The sequence below is a fragment of the Burkholderia cepacia genome (genome assembly GCF_001718835.1).
GTDB classification, from domain to species: Bacteria; Pseudomonadota; Gammaproteobacteria; order Burkholderiales; family Burkholderiaceae; genus Burkholderia; species Burkholderia cepacia_F.
In genome coordinates, this window is sequence record NZ_CP013444.1 from 84,440 (window position 1) to 109,563 (window position 25,124).

The 25,124-nt window shown below is 60.8% G+C and carries 22 protein-coding genes and 2 pseudogenes; 14 read left to right on the forward strand and 10 right to left on the reverse strand.

The genetic code is table 11. The features are described from left to right. The first annotated feature begins 13 nt into the window (after positions 1 to 13). On the forward strand, positions 14 to 1,372 hold the full coding sequence (locus WT26_RS20875; protein ID WP_069273845.1) for an MFS transporter: 1,359 nt from the start codon (positions 14 to 16) through the stop codon (positions 1,370 to 1,372). A 46-nt stretch (positions 1,373 to 1,418) separates the two neighbouring features. Here the strand turns inward: WT26_RS20875 and WT26_RS20880 are convergent, their stop codons facing one another. Together WT26_RS20880 and WT26_RS20885 are read right to left on the reverse strand one after the other, a co-directional pair. After that, positions 1,419 to 1,667, reverse strand: a complete 249-nt coding sequence (locus WT26_RS20880) for a hypothetical protein (protein WP_069273846.1) — start codon at positions 1,665 to 1,667, stop codon at positions 1,419 to 1,421. Between the two features lie 108 nt (positions 1,668 to 1,775). Beyond that, entirely contained in the window at positions 1,776 to 2,393 is a 618-nt protein-coding gene (locus WT26_RS20885) for a LysE family translocator (RefSeq protein ID WP_069273847.1), read from the reverse strand. 246 nt (positions 2,394 to 2,639) lie between these two features. Here WT26_RS20885 and WT26_RS37410 point away from each other — a divergent pair, with 246 nt between their 5' ends. Together WT26_RS37410 and WT26_RS20890 are read left to right on the forward strand one after the other, a co-directional pair. Then, a complete protein-coding gene (locus tag WT26_RS37410) occupies positions 2,640 to 2,810 on the forward strand; it encodes a hypothetical protein (protein WP_155123152.1) in 171 nt (56 codons plus the stop codon). A 300-nt stretch (positions 2,811 to 3,110) separates the two neighbouring features. Next, positions 3,111 to 4,193 carry a hypothetical protein gene (locus WT26_RS20890; protein ID WP_069270778.1) on the forward strand — a complete coding sequence of 361 codons (1,083 nt, stop codon included), beginning with the start codon at positions 3,111 to 3,113 and terminating at the stop codon, positions 4,191 to 4,193. Positions 4,194 to 4,451: 258 nt separating this feature from the next. Here the strand turns inward: WT26_RS20890 and WT26_RS20895 are convergent, their stop codons facing one another. Beyond that, the gene (locus WT26_RS20895) at positions 4,452 to 5,693 is read right to left on the reverse strand and encodes an AAA family ATPase (RefSeq protein WP_230461696.1); all 1,242 of its coding nucleotides are present in this window, start codon (positions 5,691 to 5,693) and stop codon (positions 4,452 to 4,454) included. Between the two features lie 215 nt (positions 5,694 to 5,908). Between WT26_RS20895 and WT26_RS20905 the strand changes: the two genes are divergently transcribed. After that, positions 5,909 to 7,149 (forward strand): IS3 family transposase gene (locus tag WT26_RS20905; protein WP_155123153.1). Its coding sequence is split into 2 segments (ribosomal slippage): positions 5,909 to 6,263 and positions 6,263 to 7,149, totalling 1,242 coding nucleotides; the frame shifts between segments, so codons are not numbered across the junction. Positions 7,150 to 7,235: 86 nt separating this feature from the next. Next, positions 7,236 to 7,832, forward strand: coding sequence for an ATP-dependent endonuclease (locus WT26_RS20910; protein ID WP_230461697.1), 597 nt, complete (start codon positions 7,236 to 7,238; stop codon positions 7,830 to 7,832). Positions 7,833 to 8,170: 338 nt separating this feature from the next. On the opposite strand, the pseudogene WT26_RS39100 reads toward WT26_RS20910, so the two are convergent. Beyond that, a pseudogene (locus tag WT26_RS39100) lies at positions 8,171 to 8,437 on the reverse strand (hypothetical protein); the annotation flags it as partial. Between the two features lie 181 nt (positions 8,438 to 8,618). Here WT26_RS39100 and WT26_RS36030 point away from each other — a divergent pair. From WT26_RS36030 to WT26_RS20925, 3 genes are read left to right on the forward strand one after another with little or no spacing between them, the layout of a single operon-like run. Continuing rightward, positions 8,619 to 9,872 carry a site-specific integrase gene (locus WT26_RS36030; RefSeq protein WP_080485701.1) on the forward strand — a complete coding sequence of 418 codons (1,254 nt, stop codon included), beginning with the start codon at positions 8,619 to 8,621 and terminating at the stop codon, positions 9,870 to 9,872. Further along, positions 9,869 to 10,813 carry a tyrosine-type recombinase/integrase gene (locus WT26_RS20920; protein ID WP_069271800.1) on the forward strand — a complete coding sequence of 315 codons (945 nt, stop codon included), beginning with the start codon at positions 9,869 to 9,871 and terminating at the stop codon, positions 10,811 to 10,813. Before WT26_RS36030 ends, WT26_RS20920 begins: the two co-directional genes overlap by 4 nt. Beyond that, complete coding sequence (locus WT26_RS20925; RefSeq protein WP_069270781.1) at positions 10,810 to 11,820, forward strand: site-specific integrase; 1,011 nt, start codon at positions 10,810 to 10,812, stop codon at positions 11,818 to 11,820. Before WT26_RS20920 ends, WT26_RS20925 begins: the two co-directional genes overlap by 4 nt. A gap of 81 nt (positions 11,821 to 11,901) precedes the next feature. On the opposite strand, the pseudogene WT26_RS20930 reads toward WT26_RS20925, so the two are convergent. Both WT26_RS20930 and WT26_RS37415 read right to left on the reverse strand, forming a co-directional pair. Beyond that, positions 11,902 to 12,036, reverse strand: a pseudogene (locus tag WT26_RS20930) (IS66 family transposase); the annotation flags it as partial. Positions 12,037 to 12,223: 187 nt separating this feature from the next. Further along, the gene (locus tag WT26_RS37415) at positions 12,224 to 13,699 is read right to left on the reverse strand and encodes an HNH endonuclease (RefSeq protein ID WP_155123154.1); all 1,476 of its coding nucleotides are present in this window, start codon (positions 13,697 to 13,699) and stop codon (positions 12,224 to 12,226) included. A gap of 426 nt (positions 13,700 to 14,125) precedes the next feature. Here WT26_RS37415 and WT26_RS37420 point away from each other — a divergent pair, with 426 nt between their 5' ends. The 3 genes from WT26_RS37420 (at position 14,126) to WT26_RS38480 (ending at position 17,667) form a co-directional block, all read left to right on the forward strand. Next, complete coding sequence (locus WT26_RS37420; protein WP_155123155.1) at positions 14,126 to 14,431, forward strand: hypothetical protein; 306 nt, start codon at positions 14,126 to 14,128, stop codon at positions 14,429 to 14,431. Further along, positions 14,428 to 16,623, forward strand: coding sequence for a hypothetical protein (locus WT26_RS20940; RefSeq protein ID WP_069273848.1), 2,196 nt, complete (start codon positions 14,428 to 14,430; stop codon positions 16,621 to 16,623). The genes WT26_RS37420 and WT26_RS20940 overlap by 4 nt, the downstream gene beginning before the upstream one ends. Positions 16,624 to 16,902: 279 nt before the next feature. Then, on the forward strand, positions 16,903 to 17,667 hold the full coding sequence (locus WT26_RS38480) for a hypothetical protein (RefSeq protein WP_230461698.1): 765 nt from the start codon (positions 16,903 to 16,905) through the stop codon (positions 17,665 to 17,667). Positions 17,668 to 17,709: 42 nt separating this feature from the next. On the opposite strand, the gene cynS is transcribed toward WT26_RS38480, so the two are convergent. Both cynS and WT26_RS20960 read right to left on the reverse strand, forming a co-directional pair. Further along, a complete protein-coding gene (cynS, locus tag WT26_RS20955) occupies positions 17,710 to 18,180 on the reverse strand; it encodes a cyanase (RefSeq protein ID WP_069273849.1) in 471 nt (156 codons plus the stop codon). Between the two features lie 30 nt (positions 18,181 to 18,210). After that, entirely contained in the window at positions 18,211 to 18,870 is a 660-nt protein-coding gene (locus WT26_RS20960; RefSeq protein WP_069273850.1) for a carbonic anhydrase, read from the reverse strand. 123 nt (positions 18,871 to 18,993) lie between these two features. On the opposite strand from WT26_RS20960, the gene cynR reads away from it, so the two are divergent. After that, positions 18,994 to 19,914, forward strand: coding sequence for a transcriptional regulator CynR (gene cynR / locus WT26_RS20965; protein WP_069273851.1), 921 nt, complete (start codon positions 18,994 to 18,996; stop codon positions 19,912 to 19,914). 66 nt (positions 19,915 to 19,980) lie between these two features. Here the strand turns inward: cynR and WT26_RS37425 are convergent, their stop codons facing one another. Then, positions 19,981 to 20,739, reverse strand: a complete 759-nt coding sequence (locus WT26_RS37425) for a hypothetical protein (protein ID WP_155123156.1) — start codon at positions 20,737 to 20,739, stop codon at positions 19,981 to 19,983. A gap of 579 nt (positions 20,740 to 21,318) precedes the next feature. Here WT26_RS37425 and WT26_RS20970 point away from each other — a divergent pair. After that, positions 21,319 to 22,638 carry an MFS transporter gene (locus WT26_RS20970; protein WP_069273852.1) on the forward strand — a complete coding sequence of 440 codons (1,320 nt, stop codon included), beginning with the start codon at positions 21,319 to 21,321 and terminating at the stop codon, positions 22,636 to 22,638. Positions 22,639 to 22,683: 45 nt separating this feature from the next. On the opposite strand, the gene WT26_RS20975 is transcribed toward WT26_RS20970, so the two are convergent. Then, a complete protein-coding gene (locus WT26_RS20975) occupies positions 22,684 to 23,571 on the reverse strand; it encodes a LysR family transcriptional regulator (RefSeq protein ID WP_069273853.1) in 888 nt (295 codons plus the stop codon). Positions 23,572 to 23,671: 100 nt separating this feature from the next. On the opposite strand from WT26_RS20975, the gene WT26_RS20980 reads away from it, so the two are divergent. Beyond that, a complete protein-coding gene (locus WT26_RS20980) occupies positions 23,672 to 24,892 on the forward strand; it encodes an alpha-hydroxy acid oxidase (protein ID WP_069273854.1) in 1,221 nt (406 codons plus the stop codon). Positions 24,893 to 25,124: the final 232 nt, after the last annotated feature.

The window sequence follows — 25,124 nt, forward strand, 5'->3', positions numbered from 1 at the left end:
CAGGAGACAGGCGATGAATCGCACCCCGGTCGTCAACGTACAGACCTTCATCAACGAGCAGCCGTTCGGCGGCTTTCAATGGCTCGTGTTCCTCATGTGTTTCGTGATCGTGCTGCTCGACGGTTTCGATACGGCCGCGATCGGCTTCATCGCGCCGTCGCTGCTCGGCGAATGGAACCTCACCAAGCCCGATCTCGCACCGGTGCTCAGCGCCGCGCTGTTCGGCCTCGCGTGCGGCGCGCTCGTGTCGGGCCCGCTGTCCGACCGGCTCGGCCGCCGTTCGCTGCTGCTCGGCTCGGTATTCCTGTTCGGCGTCGCATGCCTGGTGTCCGCCTTCTCGACGACCATCGGGCACCTGACGATCCTGCGTTTCGTCACCGGCGTCGGCCTGGGCGCGGCGATGCCGAACGCAGTCACGATGATGGGCGAGTTCTGCCCGGACAAGCGCCGCGCGACCGTCATCAACCTGATGTTCTGCGGCTTCCCGCTCGGCGCCGCGTTCGGCGGTTTCCTGGCCGCGTGGATGATTCCGCATTTCGGCTGGCGCAGCGTGCTGATCCTCGGCGGCGTGACGCCGCTGCTGCTCGGCGTGCTGTTGCTGCTGAAGATGCCGGAATCGGTGCGCTTCATGGTCGCCAACGGCCAGGCTGTCGACAAGATCCGTGCAACGCTCGCGCGCATCTCGCGCGAAGCGCTGAACGCCGGCTCGTTCGCGATGACCGAAGCCGCGCCGCAAACCGGCAGCAAGGGCCTCGGCGTCGTGCTGTCGCGCGCGTACATCGTCGGCTCGGTGATGCTGTGGCTCGCGTACTTCATGGGGCTCGTGATTTTCTACGCGTCGATCAACTGGATGCCGATCCTGCTGAAGGATGCCGGGCTGACGCCGAAGAGCGCGACGCTGATCTCCGCGCTGTTCCCGCTCGGCGGTGTGGGTGCCGTGCTGTGCGGCGTGCTGATGGACCGCTTCAACGCGAACCGCGTGATCGCCGTGTGCTACGCGCTGACGGCCGTCAGCGTGTATGCGATCGGGCAGGCGGCCGGTAACGTCGGGCTGCTCGTGCTGGTCGTGTTCGTGGCCGGCGTGCTGATGAACACCGCGCAATCGTCGATGCCGGCGCTCGCCGCCGCGTTCTATCCGACCGAGGGGCGCGGCACGGGTGTCGCGTGGATGCTCGGCGTCGGTCGCTTCGGCGGGATTGCGGGATCGTTCCTCGTCGCCGAGCTGACGCGCCGGCATTTCTCGTTCGCGGGCGTGTTCGCGACGATCGCCGTCGCGGGCTTGCTCGCGTGTGTCGCGCTGCTGATCAAGCAGATGGCGCGGCCGTATGAGGCCGCGCCGTCGTCAGGCAACGCGGAGCCGCTCGGACATTGATCGAGGAATCCGGGGCGCTGCCGGGTGGTAGCACCGGGCAGCGCCGCTATTCTTCCGCGTCGTGTTCCTTCACGAAGTTGCGCAGATACGCGCGCAGCGCGGCCTCCCGGCTGCGATGATCGGAGAGGTTCGCGGCGCCCATGTCTTCCTCTTCGCCGAACATCGTCGGCGGCGCGCAATAGATGCCGATCTCGATGTCTTCGCGCAGAATCCGGATGTGGTGGGTCTCCTGGTGATATTCGGCGACCCAGTGCATTCCTTCGATGTGCTCGCCTGCTCTCAGCGTTGGCTTCATCCGTTGTCTCCCGACAGCAGCGGCTCTACCGGCGCAGCGGTTTTGCACGCCCGGAATCCAAGCGTACGCCAGCGAGCCTTGAATCTCAACGAGCGCGCTCGTTGCCGCTTATTGTGGCAGCAGGTGCGCGATCAGGGGGTACAGCGACAGGATCAGCAGCACGGCCATCGTCACGTTGAAGAGGCGCAGCGCGCGGGGATTCGACAGGAAATGTCGCAGGCCCTGGCCAAACGCGGCCCACAGGCTGATGCACGGAAAGCCGATCAGAATGAATACGACGGCCATCCACGCGGCGTTCAACCCGTAGTCGGCGGACAGGCGGACCGTCGTCGCGGCGGTCAGCACCATCATCCATGCCTTCGGATTGATCCACTGGAAAGCGGCGGCTTCGATGAACGTCATCGGCCGCGGCTTGCCGCCGTGTGCCTTCACTTCGCCCGACGTGCCGATGCGCCACGCGAGGTACAGCAGGTACGCGACGCTCGCGACTTCGAGGATCGTATAGAGCAGCGGCAGTCGCTTGAATGCTTCGCCGAGGCCGAAGCCGACGCAGAGCATCAGGATCGCGACGCCGATGCTGATGCCGAACAGGTGCGGCATGGTGCGGCGGAAACCGAAATTGACGCCGGATGCGAGCAGCATCGTGTTGTTCGGGCCGGGCGTGATCGACGTGACGAGCGCAAACAGCATGCCGGCGGGCAGCGCACTCAGGGTGAGGAATTCCATTGCGTGACTCTCCATCGGTGAGGCGGGGGGGATGGAGGCAGTCTAGCGACAGTTGGCTATACAGTACCGGTACAGTTGGTTTGGCGGATGCCGGTACGGAGTGGGGCGTGCTGATGCTGTTGTGGGTTGTTGTTGTGGGTTCTCAGAAAAGATGTCCGCATTCTCAATAAGTTGTCCTTGAATAATTAGCTATCCTCGTACGTGCTCGTCGATGTTGAACCTCATTATCGAATCACGAGATCAAACATGTCGCTTGAAAACAAGATGATCGCCTATGCAGAGTTGGTGCAATCGACTCAAATTCTCGTTGGCCAATGTCTGGCTGCTGCCGCGGTCGAGGAGATGATGGCCCCGAAGTTGGCACACATCGATTTTGCTCAGGGGGCTTGCTTTGGTATCGGATCGCATCGCGACTAGCGTCGAAGAACGCGGGCGAAAACTCTCGATTGAGCAAGACGACAAGCACTTCAAAGAGCTTATCGACCGTGCGTTGCCAACGGGTGCCTGACGCGTTGTCGCTCGCGGACGGTCGCGGCGTTCCGTGAAAGGAGGGGCATACTCGACCACATGTCTGCGTTATAGACAACGGGCCTAGTTTGTGCAATCGATCTACGGTATGCCTTTCTCGAGTCAGCATCGACACGATATGGCGATCGGCGATTTGAATGTCGCAATACATGCGAGGCTTGCATAAACATCAAAATAATAGAGGGATGTATGAAGCATTGGATTGATGCGGTACGCGGGGTACTGCGACGCTCGGAGATTCGGCTTGTAGTCGCGTTTTCCGGATTGGCGTTGGCGACGAGAATTGTCACCTATAGCTGGGGAGTCACGCTTGTAGGCACAGCCTTGTTCAGTTTTATGTTGTGGGACCTGTTCGTGGAGTGGCGGCGATTCCTGCCGCCTTTTCGCAGGATGATGTTGAAGCGTGCAATGCGCATCATGAAAGCGCTACGGCCGCTGCGTAAGCTTCCCCCCGACGTCCCGGTCCTGTATGGCGCTGTCATGATGTACATAATTGCTCGTCTGATCCTGGCCACCCTGCATTGGATGCCCTTGCTCGGTTCCATACACGAGATGTTCTGCATCGGTGTGGTGACCTCGATTGCGGCACTTCGGCACGCACATTTGATACTTGCCCGGATCGCGAAGTGGTCGTGGGGAAAGATGCTCGGAAAAGCGTTGTATGCGCTGTCGACTGCGGTATGTGTCGCAGTCGGAACTGCGCAAGCAATACGTACGACGCGACTGTTGACCCACGCAGATGCGAAGTACTTTCCGAGCTTCGTTGGTCTTCTGTCGTCCTGGTATGTAGTTCTAAACTTTGTCCGTTGCGCGGCAATTTTCCTTACCGTGTGCGGTGCAATACTTATTCTGATCAACCTGCCGTCGCTCTTGTTGCGATCCGTGCGAGCCTGGTTCAAGTTCCTCCCGAAGGAGAGGACGAACAGGGTATTCATTTGGTGGCGAAGAGTGCGCTTCGGGCGTCGAGGCGATCCGGCGCTGCAAGGTCGCTACTTGCGCGACATTATCGAGCTGTTTACCCCGATGGCTTTACTTGGTATCGCGGCGGTGATCGTCGCTGCACCGGAGTCGATAGCAGGCGCACGGGCTACTGCAATAATCCTCAACCAGACGCTATTTGCTATGGAGTACACCGCTGATGGCGGTTGTCCGGCAGTCGGCAACCTGCCGACCGTGCATCTTGATCGAGATTTTGTGTCGACGGGGGTGTTGGTAGGGAATCGGCTGATTACAATGCGGCAAGAGTGTCATGGCCCCGAGAAAGCGAAGTAGCGACTGGCGCTGATGGCCTAGGGGAAAGCCGGTGACTATGGAGCGGAAAACCTGGTCGTGCCGGATGCGGATGTCGGAGTTCGAGCCGAGGATGAGAGTGCTTGAATGACTGAGAGGCGAGACGGTCGACGTGAGTGAGGCGATGCTGCGCGGCAGTTGCATTTGCTTATGTCGTCGCGCCATACACCGATCCGGACCTCGCGGTATGTCGTTGGCTATTGATGACGGCACGTTGCTTTATCGAATCCAAGGCTGATCCTATTGTGATATTGGGCCGACCATATAAGTCGACTGCAGAGTGCAGCATGCCACTTGGGTAGAAGCTTGCTCAGCCAATCGATACAGAACGTCACGCATCAACCGCTCCATTTGCGGATGAAGATATAGCTCCGGCTCTTCGATCAGCAGGATGTTGGCTCTTACCGGTGCGAGGGCCGCGCCGGGCACAACCTGTGCCTGTGCATCGGCCAGTGATTGCAGCAAGGTAATTACCAATGTCCTCTGAAGGCCGTGTCCTTGGTGTCCAACTTCAGTATCGATGCCAGCTTCCACGTCACGGATGACCAGAGACGTTGATGGCAACACCATCGATCGAATCTCCGGCGCTTCCGTACGAATCAGCGCCTGACCTCCTACTACTTCGTTGAGGCTCCGGTTGATCCGGTCCTGTAGGTTCCGAACCTCCTGGGCTTGGCGTTGAGGATTGGCCTCGTCTGGGCGGAACAAGGCCAGCACCTCGTCCAACGCCTCTTGCAACCGAACCATTTCTGGGCGCTGTGCCAAGCTTCGCTCGACAATGAGGTTCACCAACTTGCCGTAGGTCGACGCATCCTTCGCGTTGGTTTCGTCGCTAGCTTCTTGCACCGCCCGTACCAGTATGGGGCGAGGCAGGATGGAGTTGGCGTTGCTTTTCCAATTTCCGCCTCCACCGGGGTTAGGCACCCAATTGGGCGCGTCGAAAGCCACGAGGTCAGGCCGTTGCTGTCGCACCGCCTCGCGCAACGCCTCCCTCGCCGCGTTCGTCGGGCGAACTCCGCGATTTGGCAGCACCGCAATGAGTGGCTGATATTCCTCTGGAAATGCATTCCACGCCGTGTCAATCTCTGGCCAGCCTTCGAATCGCTCCGCGCCGGAGAAGGAATACAGAGCCTCTTTCCATCCACCCGATTCGCCGTCCTCGCCGGCCTCGAACCAGTAGCGCTTCTTCAAGATCCAACGGTCACCGTCCATGCGACCACGAACGGCTACCTGAGTCGTCTCTTCGTCGCTGAGACTGTCGAAATGTCCAATGAGCTCGATCGCGTTCACCACATCGGTCAGGTGTCGCCGAAACAGCGAAGGGTCTTTAATAGCACTGCCGCTCAGAAAAGCGGCAATGGCAGACAGGATGGTTGACTTGCCGGCGTTGTTTTCACCGATTAACACCAGCATGTCCTCCCACTCCAAGCTGGCATACTCAACACACTTAAAATTTCTGACCTCGAAGCGACACAGACGCATGCGATCTCTCCCCGATATCAAACTGTCTTGAACACTGACGCCTCAGTACAACAGCATTATTTGCATCGTTCGATGACGTCGTAGTGTGACTAGTCATCGTCAATCTTACGTCAACAACCCAATAACCGCGACTGACTACAGTCGAACTCTGTGGGCTGGCCCCCGCGAAAACCGGACACGGGGTAACGCTTAAATTATGAGGTAGTCTTCTGCCTATGTTTAAACCTAACCACAACGTAGAACCTGTCGAAGTTCTGACCCAGCCGGAGCAGCGCCGCCGGCGTTCTGTCGAAGAGAAGCTCGCGATAGTGCGCGAGACTTTCGAGCCCGGCGCCACGGTTTCCGGTGTTGCCCGTCGCCATCAGGTGAATGCGAATCAGGTGTTTGCTTGGCGCAAGCTCTATCAGGACGGAAGCCTGTCGGCGGTCAGTGCCGGCGAACAGGTGGTTCCGGCATCGGACCTGGCCGAAGCGATGAAGCAGATTCGTGAGCTCCAGCGGCTGCTGGGCAAGAAAACGATGGAAGTGGAAATTCTCCGCGAAGCAGTGGAGTACGGTCGAGCAAAAAAATTGATTGCGCGCTCACCATTGCTGCCGGGGGACGACCGTTGAAGACGGTCTGCGAAGTCCTGGGTGTGTCGCGCTCGAATCTCACGGTCAAATCGAAGCGCCCCGCTGAATGGGTCGACCGGCGCAAGACGCCCGTTCTGGATGACATGCCGCTCGTCACCGAACTGCGAGAGCTGGTTGCCGAGCTGCCCACATACGGCTACCGGCGTGCATGGGCGCTGTTGAGGCGAAGCCGGGATGCGCTCGGTCAGCCCCGCGTCAATGCAAAGCGGGTGTATCGCGTCATGCGTCGCCACGGCCTGCTGCTCGAGCGCCGAGCTCGTCATGCCCCGTCTACGCGTCGGCACGATGGCAAGGTCGCGGTGGACCGAAGCAACGTGCGCTGGTGCTCGGACGGTTTCGAATTCCGATGCGACGACGGTGCCCCCTTGCGCGTCGTCTTCGCACTGGACTGCTGCGACCGGGAAGCCATGAGCTGGGCTGCGACCACCGGCGGCTACACCGGCGACATGGTGCGCGACGTGATGCTTCAGGCGGTCGAAAACCGTTTCGCCGGTGCATTGAAGGCTGAAAGCGAAATCGAGTGGCTGAGCGACAACGGTTCCTGCTACATTGCCGACGAGACGCTGACGTTCTCGCGGGAAATCGGCCTGAAGCCGGTCACGACACCCGTCAGAAGTCCGCAGAGCAATGGGATGGCCGAGAGCTTCGTGAAGACGATGAAGCGTGACTACGTTTCGTGGATGCCCAAGCCCGACGCCAGAACGGCGCTGCAGAACTTGGCCATTGCGTTCGACCACTACAACGAATCGCATCCGCACAGCGCCTTGAAATACCGCTCGCCACGCGAGTTTCGCCAGCAAGCAAATTCTCCAACCCAAGCGTGACCGTGTGTCCGGTCATGCAGGGGCAAGTCCACACTCATTCACCAGTGTTCCTTAATATCGCCACCAAGTATCGAGCCATCGTTAGGATGTTCAAGACGCCACAAGGTGACGCGGCTGCGCATCAGGTGACCCAAGATCTCTTTCCCGGGCAACCTCTCCAAGCCGACAGGCAGCGACTGAATACTGTGGCACGCTTCGATCCTACCGTGAACGAGCTTTTCTTCGCCAAACGGGTCGTGCTTATGGAGGAATTTAGCGCTATTGCAGCCTTCGAGCGAGGCGCAGAGCTAATGGGACTGTTCGAACGACATCTACGGCTTCGGCGCGAAGTGTCGCTTGTGGACTGCAACGGAAAATCGAACATCCCAGCGTTTCAGCGCGTGCTGAACGCATTCAACATCCCCTATCGCGTACTGCACGACGAAGATCCTGGCAATCCGGCCGAGCAGGCAAACAACCAGAATATTCTCGCCCTGTTAGTCGCTGGTGCAAATCAACGGCATTTGGTTGCACCAGATCTGGAGGGCCTCTTGGGATATCAAGCGCCTCGCAAAAACAAGCCTTTTCTAGCCGTCAGAACCGTGGAAGATCTCCACGCCCAAGGCCAGCTACCAGCTGCGTTTCGGGAGGCCGTTTGCATGGCTTACTTTGGTCAAGCGATCGAACCGCCGCCGCCTCCCTGATCACTGAACTGCCTTGCGCCGTCAGAGTTTGTGGCGAAACACCGGGCGACCGCGGATGCTCCTGCCGCTTTCCAGGAGTTGGTTTAAAGGGACTTTGCTAGAAACCCATTGGCCCTATTGAAGGGGGCAGGTCACGGGCTGCTAGCTTTCCAGTGCGCAATTTTAGCGGGGGTGGCCGGCAGTGGCACGATGTACTGCTACCGGCGCTTAATGCTCGTTCGGGAGCGACGAAATGCAGCAATTTCGCCGCTCAAACCATCGAGCTGTTAGCCGGCCTTTGGCTGGAATTTACCTTCCCACAGTGACGTGCGAAATGTAAGGCGAGAAGCTGCAACGCCTCAGCAGCGCCTCGATTTCGGCAAGGGCGGACGGAAGCTCCACGGCCGGGCTACGAACGGAACCGGTCGCGTCTGTATCGTCAAATGGCGGGATCTTGACCTCGAGAGGAAAAACACTGGCCTTATAGGCTTCGGCCTTAGCCGGGCTCTGCAGCGCTCGTAGGCAAACGGCTCGATGCCGTTCAGGCGCGCCGTACCGATCAGGCTATAGATCACCGCCGCGCTTTGGCCACCGCCGTCGGAGCCTGCGAACAGATAATTGCGTCTGTTATGCCGAAGTCGGCATAATCGCAATTATGTCCGGTCCACGATTATGCTGATGCCTGAGCGAGGGAGTGTTGTCTCGCGGCATCGCCAACGGACCAACAACCCGATCATGGTCGGCCAGAGCTGAACATAATAATCGGTGGTTTCATGGTATTCCGCAAACCTGACGCGGGAGATCACCATGTCCACCGACGCATGCTTGGCGCACCTTGCTCGCCGAGATTGGCTGTTGAACGGCCCACTGAGCAACTTCATCACTTCATACATCGAGACCCTGCAGAGCCGACGCTATGCAAGGGGTACCATCGGGGCCTATCTCCGCTGCCTCGCACATTTCAGCTACTGGATGATGTCTGAGCGGTTGGCTGTCACGGGCATTGACCACGCGCTTATCGAACGCTTCATTCGACTTCACTTCCCCACCTGCACCTGTCCGGCACCGTGCCGGTCTGTCGTATCGGAGACGCGGGCGGCGCTCCATCATCTGCTTGCACTGTTGCCCAATGCGGGCGGGACGACCACTAAAACGATGAGCCCGATGGCCGTCGAGCTCCAGCGTTTCCACGATCATTTGCAGAACACCTGTGGTTTGACATCGTCGACGTGCACCTATCGTGTGCGACATCTGGAAGCATTCTTTACCAGTCGCTTCGAGGGCAACGTTCCCAGTATTGAACGGCTGACTACTGGAGATATCGACTCATTCCTGCAGGACCTGGCGGCCCGCTGGAAACCCAGTTCGCGCGGTGTCATTTGCACGAGCCTGTGCAGCTATTTGCGCTTTCGTGCGATGCGAGGTGACGATACCCAGATACTCGCCGCGACACTACCAGCGATTGCAAGCTGGCCGCGCCGGAGTCCGACGAAGGTGCTCTCTGAAGTTCAGCTCAGACACTTCCTGCAAGCGTTCGACGTAAGCTGTCCAGTTGGTCTACGAGACTATGCCATCGCCCGCTGCATACTCGATCTCGGCCTGCGGGGAGATGAAGCCGCTCACTTGACGCTGGACTGCGTGGATTGGCGAAACGGGATTGTGACGCTTCATCGCACCAAGAGCCAGCGCGCGCAACATCTGCCCCTGCCGGTACAGACCGGCGAAGCCCTTACTCGTTATCTTCGGGAAGGTCGCCCCCGAACCGATAGTCGCGCCATATTCGTGCGCCACCGTGCGCCCTTTGGTGTCCCCCTCAGCGTAGCGGCCATCCGTAATGCAATGAATCGTGCGTTTGCACGCAGCGGCCTGGCGGATCAGTTCTGCAGTACGCATGTGCTTCGGCGTTCGACAGCAACGCGGCTGCAGAAGGCCGGCGTGTCGCTCAAAGAGATCTCGGACCTGCTGCGACATCGGAGCTTGAACACAGCCCGGGTCTATGCGCGTGTCGATCTGGAGGGCTTGCGCAGCGTCGCACTGCCTTGGCCGGGGAGTACATCATGAGCGCCACCATGACCTGGGCGGCTCGCGTGGCCGCATATCTTGCCTATCGTCGCGGCTTTGGCTTTGAGCTAACAATCGATGGCCTACAGCTTGAATCGTTTGCCCACTTCGCCGATCAATGCGGCGCGGAGAGGCTTACTCTGGAACTTGCAGCAGACTGGGCACGGGCATCGAAGCGTCCAAACCGGATTAGTTGGGCGCGTCGCATAGAAGTCCTACGCAGCTTCGCCAAGTTCTGTTTGCGTAGCGACGCGGAAACGATCGTACCCCCGCGGAATCTATTCGGTCCCGGACACCGACGGCTAGTGCCGCATATCTATACTGACGGAGAACTGCGAACGCTCCTGGTGGAGACCGACAGCCTGGGACCGCCTGGAAGCTTACGCCCAGCCACTTGCCGCACTCTGTTCGGGCTGCTCGCGTCAACCGGACTGCGCATCTCCGAAGCGCTGGCACTGACTCGCGCCGACGTAGATCTCGAGGCCGGAGTGCTTGATATCCGCGACGCCAAGCGTCATCAGCACCGTTTCGTTCCCTTGCATGCGAGCGTCCCGCCGCATTTGCAGACGTACGCGGAGCTACGAGACCGGCTCGTCTTGCGTCCCGACTCCGATCGCTTCTTCTTGCGCGACGACGGTCGGCCTGTTGATCGGCGAAGGGTGCTGTATGCGCTGCATTCGCTTTGCAGACAGCTCGGCTGGCAGCCTCGTGGAGATTACGCGCATCACCGGCTACACGATCTGCGCCATACCTTTATCGTGCACAGCGCCTTGCGCTTCTACAAGCAGGAAGAGGACGTCGCTCGGTGTCTATCGGCGTTATCGATCTATGTGGGTCACGCGAAGGTAGTCGATACCTACTGGTACTTCACCGGCATTCCGGAACTGATGGCCGTCGCTGGTGAGCGTTTCCACCGCTACGCCGAAGGAGTATCGACATGAACCCGCTGCTCGCCGAACCAACTGAGTTTGCAGCTTTGCTTCAGCGCTTCTTTGCCGAGCGGATGCTGCAACAGCAGGCTGCCAGTCCGAGAACCGTAGCTGCTTACCGGGATGCCTTCCGGCTGGTGCTGGCCTATGCCGAACGCGAACTCGGAAAGCCACCGGCCAAACTGACGCTGGGCGACTTCGATGCGGAGTTGATTCTTGGTTTCCTCGCGCATGTCGAAGCTGAACGGCACAATACCGTTCGGACTCGAAATGCGAGGCTCGCGGCAATACGGGCCTTCGCGCGATACGTCGCCGCCCAATGTCCTCCGGCGCTGTTACTCGTCCAGCGGATCCTCGCGATTCCGATGAAACGCTTCGACAAACCATTGCTGGGATTCCTGTCCAGGAACGAAGTTCGGGCGATTGTCGATGCACCGGACACAACGACATGGTACGGCCGCCGGGATCGGGTGCTCCTCAAGATGCTCTACAACACCGGCGCTCGTGTTTCCGAGTTGATCGGCATACGCGTCGACGATGTGGAGTTCAACATCACGCCGTCGGTACGCCTGCATGGTAAGGGGCGCAAGCAGCGCACCGTACCACTATGGAAGGAAACCGCCGTCGAAATTCGCCGCTGGATAGAATTCACCGGCTTGCAAGAGGCTCAACCTCTGCTGCCTAATCGCTGGGGAAAGTCGATGACCCGATCAAACGTCGCCGAGCGAATCGCACGGGCTGTAAGCACTGCGACGACCCAATGTCCTTCGTTGCGTGGACGGACGATCTCGCCACATACGCTGCGGCATACGACAGCGATGCACTTGCTGCAGTCCGGCGTTGACCTCACGGTCATTGCGCTTTGGCTCGGGCACGAGAGTCCGGTAACGACCCATGGCTACGTCGAGGCTGATCTGGCCATGAAGGAGCGCGCCTTGGCTGCGATCATGCCGCCCGAAACCCGACGCACGCGCTACCGCCCGACGGACGCGCTGCTGAAGTTCCTGCAGGCGCTTTGATTATGTATGGTTGAAAGGGGTGAGTCACGCTAACAGATGGGGCTCGCCGCTACTACTCAGCATAATCGTGGACCGGACATAACGCCTGCCGAGAACCAGCGGCCTGATCGCGCGCTCCGCCGTATTGTTTTCCACCTCGACGCGCCCGTCTTCGCAATAGCGTGTGAGAGCGTGCCAGTGGCCCAGCGAGTATCTAATCGCCTTCGCCAGCCCCGACTCAGGCCCCAGACGCTCCACTTATCCGGCTGTCCGAATTTGCGCGGCCACCTCTCTTGTGCCCCCGATGTCGCAAGCAACGAAGCGCTGCGTTTAATTGGCCCCGATGCCAGAGTATTGGTTCCGCCAAAACCCTTGGCGGAATCATGGTCTTTAGAGATCTCGGGTGCCGGCTTAGGTCACACCGTCAATCACGAGTTCTTGGCACCATCTTGATGTTCTGAACTACGGTGATTTCCTTGTCGTTGCTGTAGTCCTGATGAACCCACGAAGGTACGCTAGCGTAATGACGGAACGTCTCCTTGAACGTATCGTCTTCAAAAAAACCGATCAAATCCCATGCGTCACGTGCAGAAAAAGGCAATGCGTAGACATAGATGTAGCAGCCTAAGCGGAATTCGCAGACTACATGCGGCAGCTTTGAAGTGTCTTCGCGACGTACGTAAAGGACGATCTGAGCCGAAGGCTCGGGCGGCAATGGAACAATTGCGGCGGCAACCTTCGGCAAACGCACGCCACCCGGTTCACCGAAACGCAACCAGCGAGCAGTTTTCTCCAACGCTGGTAGCTCCGCTTCGGGGATCACTGAAAGTGCGATCTTGCAAAGCGCCTTATAGAAATTAACGGGCACGATGCGTTTACCCTCGCCGAGTTGAGCGGTAAGCACGCCAGACGCTTCCTCGGATATTTTTTCGGAAATGACGATCATCTGCTTACCGTCATTGAGCATCTGACCATTAGCGAACTTGATTGTCGGCTTGGAGCCCCGCGACTCTGTTCCCAGAAATACGCGCTGCACGTTAAGAAGCTCGATCAACGTTGGCTCGATCTCTTCACCAAAAAAGTGATTGCAGGTATCGCATTCGTCTGAAAGCTTGAGAAATTGATTTCCCAGTGCTGCCGGGATTGCGTGCGCCTCGTCAGAGAATGTTGCACCCGTCGCCTTTGTTCGGCCACAGAATCGGCATGTCCGATCGCTCTTGCGAGCATTCCCGATATCGACGCGCTTATCGGTTCGCGGTGCAACCATGTCGTAGGCTGCCAGCAGATCTCCGAATAAACGTTTGTGCTCTGCGGCGAACGAGCGTTCGTCGGGATGATTGAGCTGATAAACCAGTTGCTCAAGCTGGTATTGTTCAGAAGTTGAAGCTAAGGGCACAGGTACAACCAGAAAGAATTCGGCATCGCGTAGTCCGTTCACAAGCTTCTGCAGACGATACAAATGCGGAGCCGATTTGCCAAAACTATCGACATAGCTCGACAGCTTGCTTTTAAGTTCGCTAGTGGCGCATTGGACCATGTTCAGCTTCACGGCATTAGTCGCGGCTGCCTCACCTGAGCCAAAGATCGCCATGAATTCGCGCAATGTGGCGGCACTTTCTGGCCCGAAACCCATGTGCATCGAACTGATCCCGGCCTCCGTAATGAAGGTCCACTGAAAGCCATAGTCGACGCCACCGGCGGTAAACGTTACGCCCGCTAACTCCAGGGCGCGACGAATCGCAAGCACGTTGTTGGCCACAGGCATACGCTGCCCGCGTTCGAAATCAGCAACTGTCGATACTCCGACGTTTGCTTTCAAAGCCAAATCTTGCTGCGACCAATGGAGAAGGCTACGCGCTGCCCTCACATGCTCGGCAGTGATCACTACGTCATCTCTCATCGAAAGTCACCAATGTCATAAATTTACTATGACATCATCATAATGTGTGGTCGATGTTTGTCAAGATGTTGTCAATCGATCTGACAACTGGGAGGTAATCCATCTCCATGGCGTTTGCAGGGGGGGCAGGTCAGGGCCGTGACATTCCTAAGGACGACTTTTCTGAGAAATGCCGGGGCCGCAGACATCTTTTCTGAGACGAGACGCATGTGGATTTCTCAAAAAAGATGTCCAAGTCCTTGATCTGTCTAGGGGCCCAAAGACATCTTTTCTGAGAGCCCACAGTTCTTCTGCGCGATTAAAAATGGGCTAAGCAGCGCGCATTCCCATCCAATTAATCAGACAAATGGTTTAGCATGCAATCGCGCTGACGAACCACACCTGCGTGTGGGAGCAAGCGCGGCACGCGACGTAGCCGAAGTCCAAATGTTTCCGCCGATGTGCGACAGGCTCGCGCCGCACACGGCGAGCGCGGTGCGCATCATCCGCACTCCACCCGGCCCGCATCCGGCAGCAGCAGCGGCTCGCCGGCCCATGCGGCTACGGCTACACGCGCAACGCGCACAGCCACCACGCATTGCCGCGTCGGCACGCGATCCGCATCACGATCCCGCGAGCATCAGCATCCCGATTCAAGCGTCAATCAGCAGTGCCTTCGCCGCCAGGCGACGCCCGTTCATCGGGCTCTTCGACACGATTTCCCTTGCCCACGAGCAAATGGAGGAGATATGAAGGCGCGTCTTGATACGAGGAAAGTCTTCAGCTATTTATTCGCCTTTTTCATTGCCTTTCTCGCGAGCTGCTCCGATCACGACGACATTTCCGGCGGCGGCGATCCGCCCGCATCCGCGCTCGCGTTCCGGCTCGACCGCGGCGGCCAGATCAACGCGTTCTACCGGCAGGACAAGGTCGCCGCGCACCTGCTGGTGCGCTCGTCGACGAAACCGCGCCTGCTCGTGGTCTTCCCCGCCGGCAACAGCGGCACGGGGCTGTGGTTCGACGACACCGCGCAGCCGGTCAACTGGAGCCAGGACACGCCGATTTCACCCACGACCACGCAGGACGCGTCGGGCCGGATGCTGTACGGCATCCGCGTCGACGTATCGGCCGATACGAACCACCTGTCGATCCGGCAGGCGCTGCTCAGCTCCGTGCGCTTCCTGCGCGACTTCAACGGCGGCGCGACCGTGCCGTCCGACATCGTCGCGCCGCCGTCCGTGTCCGGCAACGTCGCGCTATGGCAGCGCAATCGCGTCGACGGTGCGCCGGGCTACGCGCTGCGCGTCACGGCGATCGACGGCAATGCGATCGCCGCTGACGGCGCCGGCAAGCTGCTGCTGCAATCGCCATCCGGCGCGCCGGCGTTGCGGCTGCGAATCGAGGCGTTCAGCGGCGAGACGCCGCTGCAGCCGATCACGCACGCGAATCTGTTCACGCCGGCGGTCAATCCCGATCCGCTGAGCCAGAACGTGCTCGAATTCCTGAGCTTCCACGACAAGCTGCTGGCCGGCTCGTGGCAGTACGACACCTACTTCGGCCGCGACACGCTGATCTCGGTCCGCATGCTGATGCCGGTGCTGCAGCCCGACGTGATCGAGGCCGGGCTCGGCTCGGTGCTGAGCCGGCTGTCGACCGACGGCAAGGTCGCGCACGAGGAAGGCATCGGCGAATTCGCGCTGGTCGACAACCAGAAGAACGGGAAGCCGAACGATCCGACGCCGACCTACGACTACAAGATGATCGACAGCGACTACCTGCTCGCGCCGATCATGGAGGACTGGCTGATCGAGGATCCGCGCGGGCAAACGCGCGCGGCCGAGTATCTCGCACAAAAGGGCGGCGATGGCGTGACGAACGGCAGCCGCTTCGTCGCCAATCTGCTGCGCGTCGCGCAGACCGCGCAGCCGTTCGCGCAGCAGCCGTCGGTCGCGAACCTGATCCACCTGCGGCCCGGCGAGATCGTCGGCAACTGGCGCGACAGCACCGACGGGCTCGGCGGCGGCGTCTACCCGTATGACGTGAACGCGGTGCTCGTGCCGGCCGCGTTGCGCGCGACGAGCAACTTCCTCGCGCGCGGGTTGCTCGACCCGTACCTGAGCGCCGACCAGCGCGCCGTGCTCGCGAACGCGGGCGCGGCGGCCGATGTCTGGGAGCGCGCCGCGCCGCTGTACTTCCAGGTGGCCGTCACGCCGAACGACGCGCGCGCGAAGCTCGCCGCCTATGCGCCGCAGGCGGGCGTGCCGGCCGGCGTGGTGCCGAACACGGCGTTGCAGTTCGATGCGATCGCGCTTGACGCGAGCGGCAACCCGATTCCGATCATGCACTCGGACGGCGGCTTTGTGCTGCTGTTCGGCAATCCGTCGCCCGCGCTGCTCGCGCGCATCGTCACCGACGTCACGCGGCCGTTCCCGGCCGGGCTCGTGACCGATGCCGGCATGCTGATCGCGAATCCGGCGTACGCGGACCCGACGCTGTGGCCGCGCTTCACGAGTTCCGCCTATCACGGCACGGTGATCTGGTCGTGGCAGCAGGCGATGTGGGTCGCGGGCCTCGACCGTCAGCTCGCGCGCACCGATTTGCCGAGCGACGTGCGCACGCTGCTCACGCAGGCGCGCCAGCAGATCTGGCAGGTGATCGCGAACGCGAAGGACATGCGCTCGACCGAGATGTGGTCGTGGTCGTACGCGAACGGGCAATACCGGACGGAGGCGTTCGGCACGCGCAGCGCGGACGCCACCGAGGCGAACGCGGCGCAGCTCTGGAGTACGACGTATCTCGCGATCCGCGATCCGCAGCAGCGCGCGGGCAAATACTGGTGGGAAGCGCGCGCGGCCGGCGGCGACACGCCGCGGCGCGGCTCGACGGAGACGGCGGCGGGGAATGCCGCCAATGCCGTGAATGCCGTGAAGGGCGCGGCGTCGTGACCATCCCGGCGTTCGATCGCTCGATGAGGCGCCGACGTCGATCGCGCGCCGCGTGAGAGCCGTTTGGCCGCGCCGGTTCGATCGGACCGGCGCGGCGTCGGTCGCGGCATCGATCGCATTGAGGAATGCGTCACCGAAAGCGGACCCAACGACGTCGACCAGCGCATGCCATCGCCGGCACACGACAGATGATTTTGCAGAACTCTGATTAGCCTGGATTTGCCGTGCTTCGAGATTCGACCTGCTACCTACACGGAAAACTTGTCACGCGTGTTGCGTATGGGCGTCCGCGTGTTTCGCGTGCTCGGCATCGGCCCGCATTTCCTGTTCCAGAAGCGATTTTGCGGCTTGCCACGCTCGCCCGGCAGACGCCGAATCGTTGAACGCTCTCGCTTCCACTGTCGCACCGTCCAGCAGCATCATATAGACGGCCGCCAGCCGCTTTGCCGTCTCGGGCGAGACGAGATCCGCGAGCAGTTCGCCGATCCATTCGACCATCTTGCGGCGATAGCGGATCGCGACATCCGAAATGGGCGCGTACGCGGTCCCGAATTCGGCCAATGCACGCTCGAACAGCAGGCTGAAACGTCATCCGGCTCGCCCATCCAGACCAACCACTACTATCTCGTCGGCAATGGCGTGCGCACGAATTACGGTGGCGAGGTCTACAGCTCCGGAACCCTGGCGCTGCGCGACGTGAACTCGCCGCCGTATGTCGAGACGATCGGGCTTTCGGGGAGCGAGACGGCGACTTATGTGAATACGCCCGTCATTCCGTCAGGCGGGGCGCAAACATCGATATCGATACAGCGTGCGTATGTCGCCCGGGAAACAGTGAGCCTCAAAAACGGCAAGGTCTTCGATGACGCGTGCCACTACCGCACCACCGAGACCCTGTCCAATCCGGTTCGAACGAGCACGACGACCGCGGACGACTGGCTGGCGCCAGGCGTCGGTATGGTCAAGTCGGTCGCGGATATCGGCGGCATCCAGATCCTGACGCGCGAACTGGAATCGGCCACCGTCGGCGGCAAGTCATACTGAACACACCGACGGACGCGCCAGCCGTGTCGTTTCGACGGGGAGTCAGAACGGCTTGGTCGGCAGGTACTTGCCGTCGAGCGTGATCACCGCGCGCGAACCGCCTTCGGGATCGTCGACCTTCTTCACGTCGAGCCGGAAATTGATCGCGCTGATGATGCCGTCGCCGAACTTCTCGTGAACGAGTGCCTTCAGCGTCGTGCCGTACACCTGCAGCATTTCGTAGAAGCGGTAAATGGTCGGGTCGGTCGGCACGCGATCGTCGATGCTGCCGCGCAGCGGGATCGTCTGCAGCAGCGCCACGGCATCGGCGTCGAGGTCCAGCTTCTTGCCGACGTGCACGGCAGCATCGGCCGGCAGCGCGTGCTGGCCGAGCAGCGCGGCCGTCACGAACGCTTCGCTCAGGCCCGTGCCTTCGGTGAGCTGCGCGAACGACAGGTTCTTCCTGGCCTTGACGAGGAGGATGGCGTCTGCCAGGTCGAGGCGAGCGTTCTTGCTGGCTTGGGATTGGATCATAGTGATATCTCCTTGGGTGAGGGACGGAAATCAAACAGCTGCCACGAGCTGATGAGGGGTAGCACGGACCTCGGGATGGTCCGCCAGGGAGACGAATCTGCGGGTGGCGCCATCGAACGCGTCGATGCGACCGCTTTCGATGTCATAGATCCAGCCGTGGAGCGCAACGCGCTCCTCGCCGAGGGCCAGGCGTACGGACGGATGCGTCTGGATGTTCGCGAGCTGCGCGATCACGTTCTCCCGCACCATTGCATCCACCCGGTGATGCGCGCTCTCGTGGGTGCGCGCCTCGTTCACGACGCGCGCCGAATCGGCATAACGCAGCCAGCTGCCCACCGCCGGCATGTGATCCATGCATGTGCAGGTGGCGATCGCGGTCATTGCGCCGCAGTCCGAATGTCCGCAGATCACGATGTCCGATACGCGCAGAGCCGCAACCGCGTATTCGACGGACGCCGACACGCCGCCCGGCTCGGGGCCGTACGACGGCACGATGTTGCCGGCATTGCGGATCACGAACAGGTCGCCCGGTTCGCGCTGCGTGACGAGTTCGGGCACGAGCCGGCTGTCCGAGCACGAGATGAACAGTGCGCGAGGGTTCTGGTGCGTGGCGAGGTCCTTGAACAGTTCGGCGCGCTTGGGAAAGGCGTCGCGCTGGAACTTCAGGAAGCCTTCGATGATGTCCTTCATGGCGAATCCTCCGTGGGCAATCGCGTTGGGCGATACGATGAACCGAAGATTACGCGTCGACTTGCATAAGGAAAAATACCGATTTATTATGCGACCGATTTGATTTGCTTATGTGATGCCGACATGCTCGTACGCCACATCAGATACTTCCTGGCCGTTGCGGAACATCACAGCTTCACGCGTGCCGCTGCTGCGTTGCATGTGTCCCAGCCGGCCTTGTCGCAGCAGATCAAGCAGCTGGAGGAAAGCCTCGGGGCGCAGCTCTTCGATCGCACGGGGCGAATGACGCGGCTGACCGACGCCGGCGACGTGTACTGCCGATATGCGCGCCGTGCGTTGCAGGGCCTGGAGGAAGGCAAGCGCGCGATCCACGACGTGGGGGACCTGAGCCGAGGCTCGCTGCGTATTGCCGTGACGCCGACGTTCACGTCCTATCTCATCGGGCCGCTGGTCGAATCGTTTCACGGTCGTTACCCCGGCGTCACGTTGACGGTGCGCGAGATGTCCCAGGAGCGCATGGAAGAATTGCTGGTCGACGACGAACTCGACGTCGGCATTGCATTCGAAGAGGTCCGCTCGCAGGACATCGACGCGCAACGCTTGCTGGTCGAGACGCTTGCCCTGGTCGTGGGGCGGCATCATCCATTGGCGAAGCGGCGCTCGGTTCGCGTGAGCGCACTGAACGACGAATCGCTGATCTTGCTGAGTGCTGAATTCGCGACGCGCGAGCATATCGATCGCTATTGCCGCCAGAACGACCTGCGTCCTCAGGTGCTCATGGAGGTCAATTCGATCAGCGCGGTGATCGAGGTCATTCAAAGAACCCGTTTGTCCACCTTGCTGCCGGCGACGATCGCGCGAGGGAGGGACGATCTGGCCGCCGTCGCCCTGGACCCGTTGCCGCTGCAACGAACGGCGGTCCTCATGCAGCGCAAGGGCGCCTACCAAACGGCCGCTGCACGCGCCTTCATCGAGGTCGCTTTGGACGTAGCGGAGACGCTCGCACGGCGTCCGAAGCAAGCGGCACCGGCATCCAGGCAGTAAATGCTGCTGACTACACCGTTCGATTTTGCGGGGTAGCGCTCCGCAAGTTTCTTCCCGGAATAATTTTCAGCAACAGTAAAATCCGCCCGGATGAGGCAATAGCGCATCGAAAAAGGCATCCCAAAATCCCGGTTTCGGTGGCGGAGGAGCAGCGGTCAGCCGGATGGGTTTTTCATCGTTTCCGCATCCTTCGAATTTCCACTTTTCCGGGTCGAGAGGTTCCCTGAATGAAACTCCGGGTGTGGTGTAGTGCGCCATGTCTCCTTTCTTGCAGGATTGGCCGTTTATCTCCTGATCCTTGGAGAGCTCTACGTATCCATAGTTATGTAGGTTGGTGCCGTTGTAGCCGTCCGGGACAAGCGCAATGAACTCGATTCCTTGCGCGGTTACCGGACGGGAAAATCGCGCGGCACAAAGCTCGTCTGCCGGATTGAGGGCGGTTAAGCGATCGAAGGTTCCATAGTCGTATCCAAGGCACTCCACTATCGATCCGGCCGGGATCAATAATCCATGATATTCAATGTCGGTTTTTGTTAAAACCGAATCGTTTCCGGTGTATGAAATCTTCATCCGATAGTCGTTCATCTGCCTTTCGTGGCTTTCCCGGATTTTGGGAACAAGTGCTGCATCGAGGATCAGCAGGATGCATGCCGTCAGCCACCACCAACGTTTCCTTTTCAAGCGGAGCCGCTTCCGGTTTTGCGGAGTGGATACGTTGAATACGAAGCAGGACAGCCAGATGAGGGTGCCTGCCACGGCAACCCATGGGGATATAAGTACGATGAGCCCGACGAGAATGAACAACGGAAAAAAAAGGAATTCCACGGACGCGATGCTCGTTCATGTTTCGTTTCAGTCATGTCCGTCAAGGTTCCGCTTTACGAACACGCTCCTTCCATGATGCTAACACCGCAAAGTGGCGGGAGTATCCGGCAGGCGACCCGAAGCAATCTCGTCGTGTGTATGGAAATCCCTGGCGAGGGCGATACCCCTGTCTCGCGATTGCTCGCGCAACAAGGCCATATGATCCAGTCGGCAAACCATTTCGTCCGGCGGAGAGGGAAATGTCGTGCATCCGCAGGAAATCATTGCTCGCGGGCTTGCGGGGCGGCTCTATCCCCCAAATCGACGCGGCACAGGCTTTTGAAGCCCATCGACCTGGTGTGCGAGTACCCGCTCGCGGAGCCGTGGGCTGCCGCTGGAGCGTAGCGCTTTGGAGATGTCGGCGGAACGGTTGCCTGTTACGGAGGCAACCGTCACGGCATTTCGGTTTGGCGAACAAATTCGTTCAATTTTTTTCGCTTTTCGTGGCTCAGTGCCTCCGTTTACTCTCACGGCACCCAATTGCGCGCCGTCGTCGGCCATCCGTGCGCGCAATTGAAATAACCGAAACGGAGACTTGACGTGCCCAAAGCCAGCCCCCTCGCACCGACCGCCGGCGTCCGGCAGACCGGGACATTCGCGCACCTGCGCTCCATCTTCAGCGGATCGGTAGGCAACCTCATCGAGTATTACGACTGGTACGTGTATTCCGCGTTTTCGCTGTACTTCGCCAAGGTCTTCTTCCCGAGCGGAAGCCAGACGGTCCAGTTGCTCAATACCGCGGCCATCTTTGCGGTCGGCTTCGTCATGCGTCCCATCGGCGGCTGGCTGGTGGGCCTGTATGCCGATCGCAAGGGGCGCAAGGCAGCCTTGCTCGTTTCGGTGCTGGCGATGTGCGCGGGCTCGTTGATCATCGGCCTGACGCCGGGCTACAACAGCATAGGCCTGGCGGCGCCGATTCTGCTGGTCGCCGCGCGTCTCATGCAGGGGTTGAGTCTTGGCGGCGAATACGCGAGTTCGGCAACGTACCTGAGCGAGATGGCCGACAAGACGAACCGCGGCTTCTATTCGAGCTTCCTGTTCGCGACGCTGTCGCTCGGCCAGTTGCTCGCGATGGGCGTGCTGGTCGTGCTGCAGCAGTTTTTCCTGACCACCGCGCAACTCGAAAGCTGGGGATGGCGCATCCCGTTCCTCATCGGGGCGTTGGCGTCCTGCGCGGCGATCCTGCTGCGCCGTAACATGGAAGAAACCGAGTCGTTCGAACTGGCACGCAAGCACAAGCGCCCGCCGCCTTCCCTTGCGGCATTGTTCAAGCACAAACGCGAGTGCCTGATCGTGGCCGGCCTGACGCTCGGCGGCACGGTCGCGTTCTATGCGTATACGACGTACATGCAGAAATTCCTCGTCAACAGCGCGGGGATGAGCAAGGCCGACGCATCGATGGTCTCCGTGATCAGCCTGATCGTGTTCGTGTTGCTGCAGCCGGTGTTCGGCAGCCTGTCCGACAGGATCGGCCGCCGCCCGCTGCTGATCGCGTTCGGCGTACTCGGCACGCTCTGCACCGTGCCGATCTTCCACGAACTGACCAGGGTTCAGAGCATCGGGGGCGCGCTCATGCTGATATTGGCTGCGCTGCTGATCGTCAGCCTGTATTCATCGGTCAGCGCCGTGGCCAAGGCCGAACTGTTTCCGGTCGGCGTGCGCGCACTGGGCGTCGGGTTGCCGTACGCGATCACGGTGTCGCTGTTCGGCGGAACGGCCGAATACGTCGCGCTGTGGATGAAGAGCATCGGACACGAAGCGTGGTTCTTCTACTACGTGTCGGCATGCGTGCTCGTGTCGCTGCTGTGCTACCTGTGGATGCCCGATCCCAAGCAGGTCTCCTGCATCGATCAGGATTGAGCATCGCGACCGTGCGACCGACGCTGCAACGCGCCGCTGGTTGGGCTAGCGAAAATCCGCGTACTGCCGCACCAGCGACAGCATCGACGGAATCAGCCCGCGCACGTCGCCGCGGCGCCACTGGAACGCATAGGGCAGCGGCGACAACGCGGGCTTGCTCGCCAGTCGCACCAACGCCGCGTCCGTGTGCGCGGCGGCCCAATCGGCAGGCAGGAAGCCGATGCCGACGCCTTCGCCCAGCATGCCGGCCACCGCACTCCAGTTGTTGCACGTGATACGGCGCGCATGGTTGACGCCGGTCGCCAGCAACCACTCGTCCAGGATGTGCGTCGTACCGGCGCCGGCGGGCAACGTGACGAGCGGGTGTCGTTCCAGCAACGCGGGCGTCAACGTGCGCGCGCTGCCGACCAGTCGCTCCGACGCCATCCACGCGAACCGCGCTTCCGCCACCGGCTGCGACAGCACGCTGCTGCGCGACGACCGGCCGGCGATCACCGCGAAGTCGAGCTCACCCGCATCGACCTTGGCTTCGAGCACGGCGCCGACGTCGACGTACGGCTCCAGCTTCAATTGCGGATGCAATTTCTGGACGGCCGCCACGAAGCGCGGCAGCCACGTCAGCGCCGACAGTTCGCCGACGCCGAAGCGCAGGCGGCCGGTCAAGCCCTTGTCTTGCGCGAACGCATCCTGCAGCGCAGCCACGGATTCCAGCACCCGGATCGCGGCGGGCAGCAACGTCTCGCCATCTTCCGTCAATACGGCTCGATGGCCGCTGCGGTCGAACAGCACGCGCCCCGTGGCCTGCTCCAGCTCGTTGATGCGCTTGGACAGCGACGACACCGACAGATGCAGCCGTTGCGCCGCGGTCGAGAAGTTGGCGCAGGTCGCCGCCCAGTAGAACGCGTCGAGCTGCTTGAGAGTCGGAGTAGCCATTGTCTTTCGCTTTTATAGAACGAGATCGTTTGAATATTATCGCTTTTATTCGATGATGCAGCTACCTAGAATGGCAGCGTCGTTTCACGGAAACTCATTGATGACCACCGTTACTTCTCGAATCGCGGAAGCGCGTCAACCTGCGTCCGGCGCCAGCGTGTCGCCCCGTGCCTTGCGGAACGTGCTGAGCCTGCACGACTTCGAGGCCCGGGCGCGGCGGATCTTGCCGCGCCCGATCTTCGGCTACGTCAGCGGTGCGGCGGAGGACAACCGCACGCGCGACGACAACCGTGCCGTGTTCGACGAGTACGGGTTGCTGACGCGCGTACTGCGTGACGTTTCCCAGCGGCAACAGACGGTCGAATTGTTCGGTCAGCGTTTTGCGTCGCCTTTCGGCATCGCGCCGATGGGGATCCATGCGCTGTCGGCCTATCGCGGCGATATCGTGCTGGCGCGCGCAGCGAAGGCGGCCGGGATCGTGTCGATCATGAGCGGCTCGTCGCTCATTCCGTTGGAAGACGTTGCCGAGGCTGCGCCGGGAACGTGGTTTCAGGCGTACATTCCGGGCGATCATGCCCGCATCAGCGCGCTGCTCGAACGCGTGGCGCGGGCCGGCTACCGGACGCTCGTGATCACGGTCGACATCCCCGTGTCCGCCAATCGCGAAAACAACGTCCGTGCGGGATTCTCGACTCCGCTGCGCCCCAGCCTGCGTCTTTGCTGGGATGGGCTGACGCGGCCGCGCTGGCTGCTGGGCACCTTCGCCCGGACGTTGCTCGCGCACGGCATGCCGCATTTCGAGAACTCCTTCGCCACGCGCGGCGCGCCGATCCTCTCCGCCAACGTGCTGCGGGACTTCTCCGCACGCGACCATCTCAACTGGGAACACCTGACGCGAATTCGACAGCAATGGAAGGGCGAGCTGGTGATCAAGGGCATCCTCAGCGTGGACGATGCCGTCATCGCGCGCGAGGCGGGCGCGGACGGGGTCATTCTGTCCAATCATGGCGGTCGCCAACTCGACGGCGCTACGTCGCCGATGCGGATCCTGCGGGACGTGGTGCAAGCCGTGGGCAGCGAGTATCCGGTGATGGTCGACAGCGGTTTTCGGCGGGGGGCGGACGTGCTCAAGGCGCTGGCGCTGGGCGCGCGCATGGTGTTCGTGGGACGCCCGTTCAATTATGCGGCTGCCGTCGCGGGTGAGGCCGGCGTGACGCATGCGATCCGGCTGCTGCAGGAAGAGATCGATCGCAACATGGCGATGGTGGGCGCGAACGGCTGCGGCGAGCTCACGTCCGACATGCTGGTCCGCAGGCGCTGACCGCAGCATCGTTATCGCTGTCATGGAAACGTCTTTGCTGTAACCATATGTAATTGACCGGGCCGGAACGGGACCGGTCATCCGCTTGACATTGGGCGGAGCTGTAATGCCGGGGCGCCGACGATCGTCGGCACGAGACATTCGATCGACTGGCACGGACCCTCGACGCAGCGCGACACGGCCTGACGAAGCCTCGATCATGTCAGACGATATCCGTCTCCCTCCATGTCAT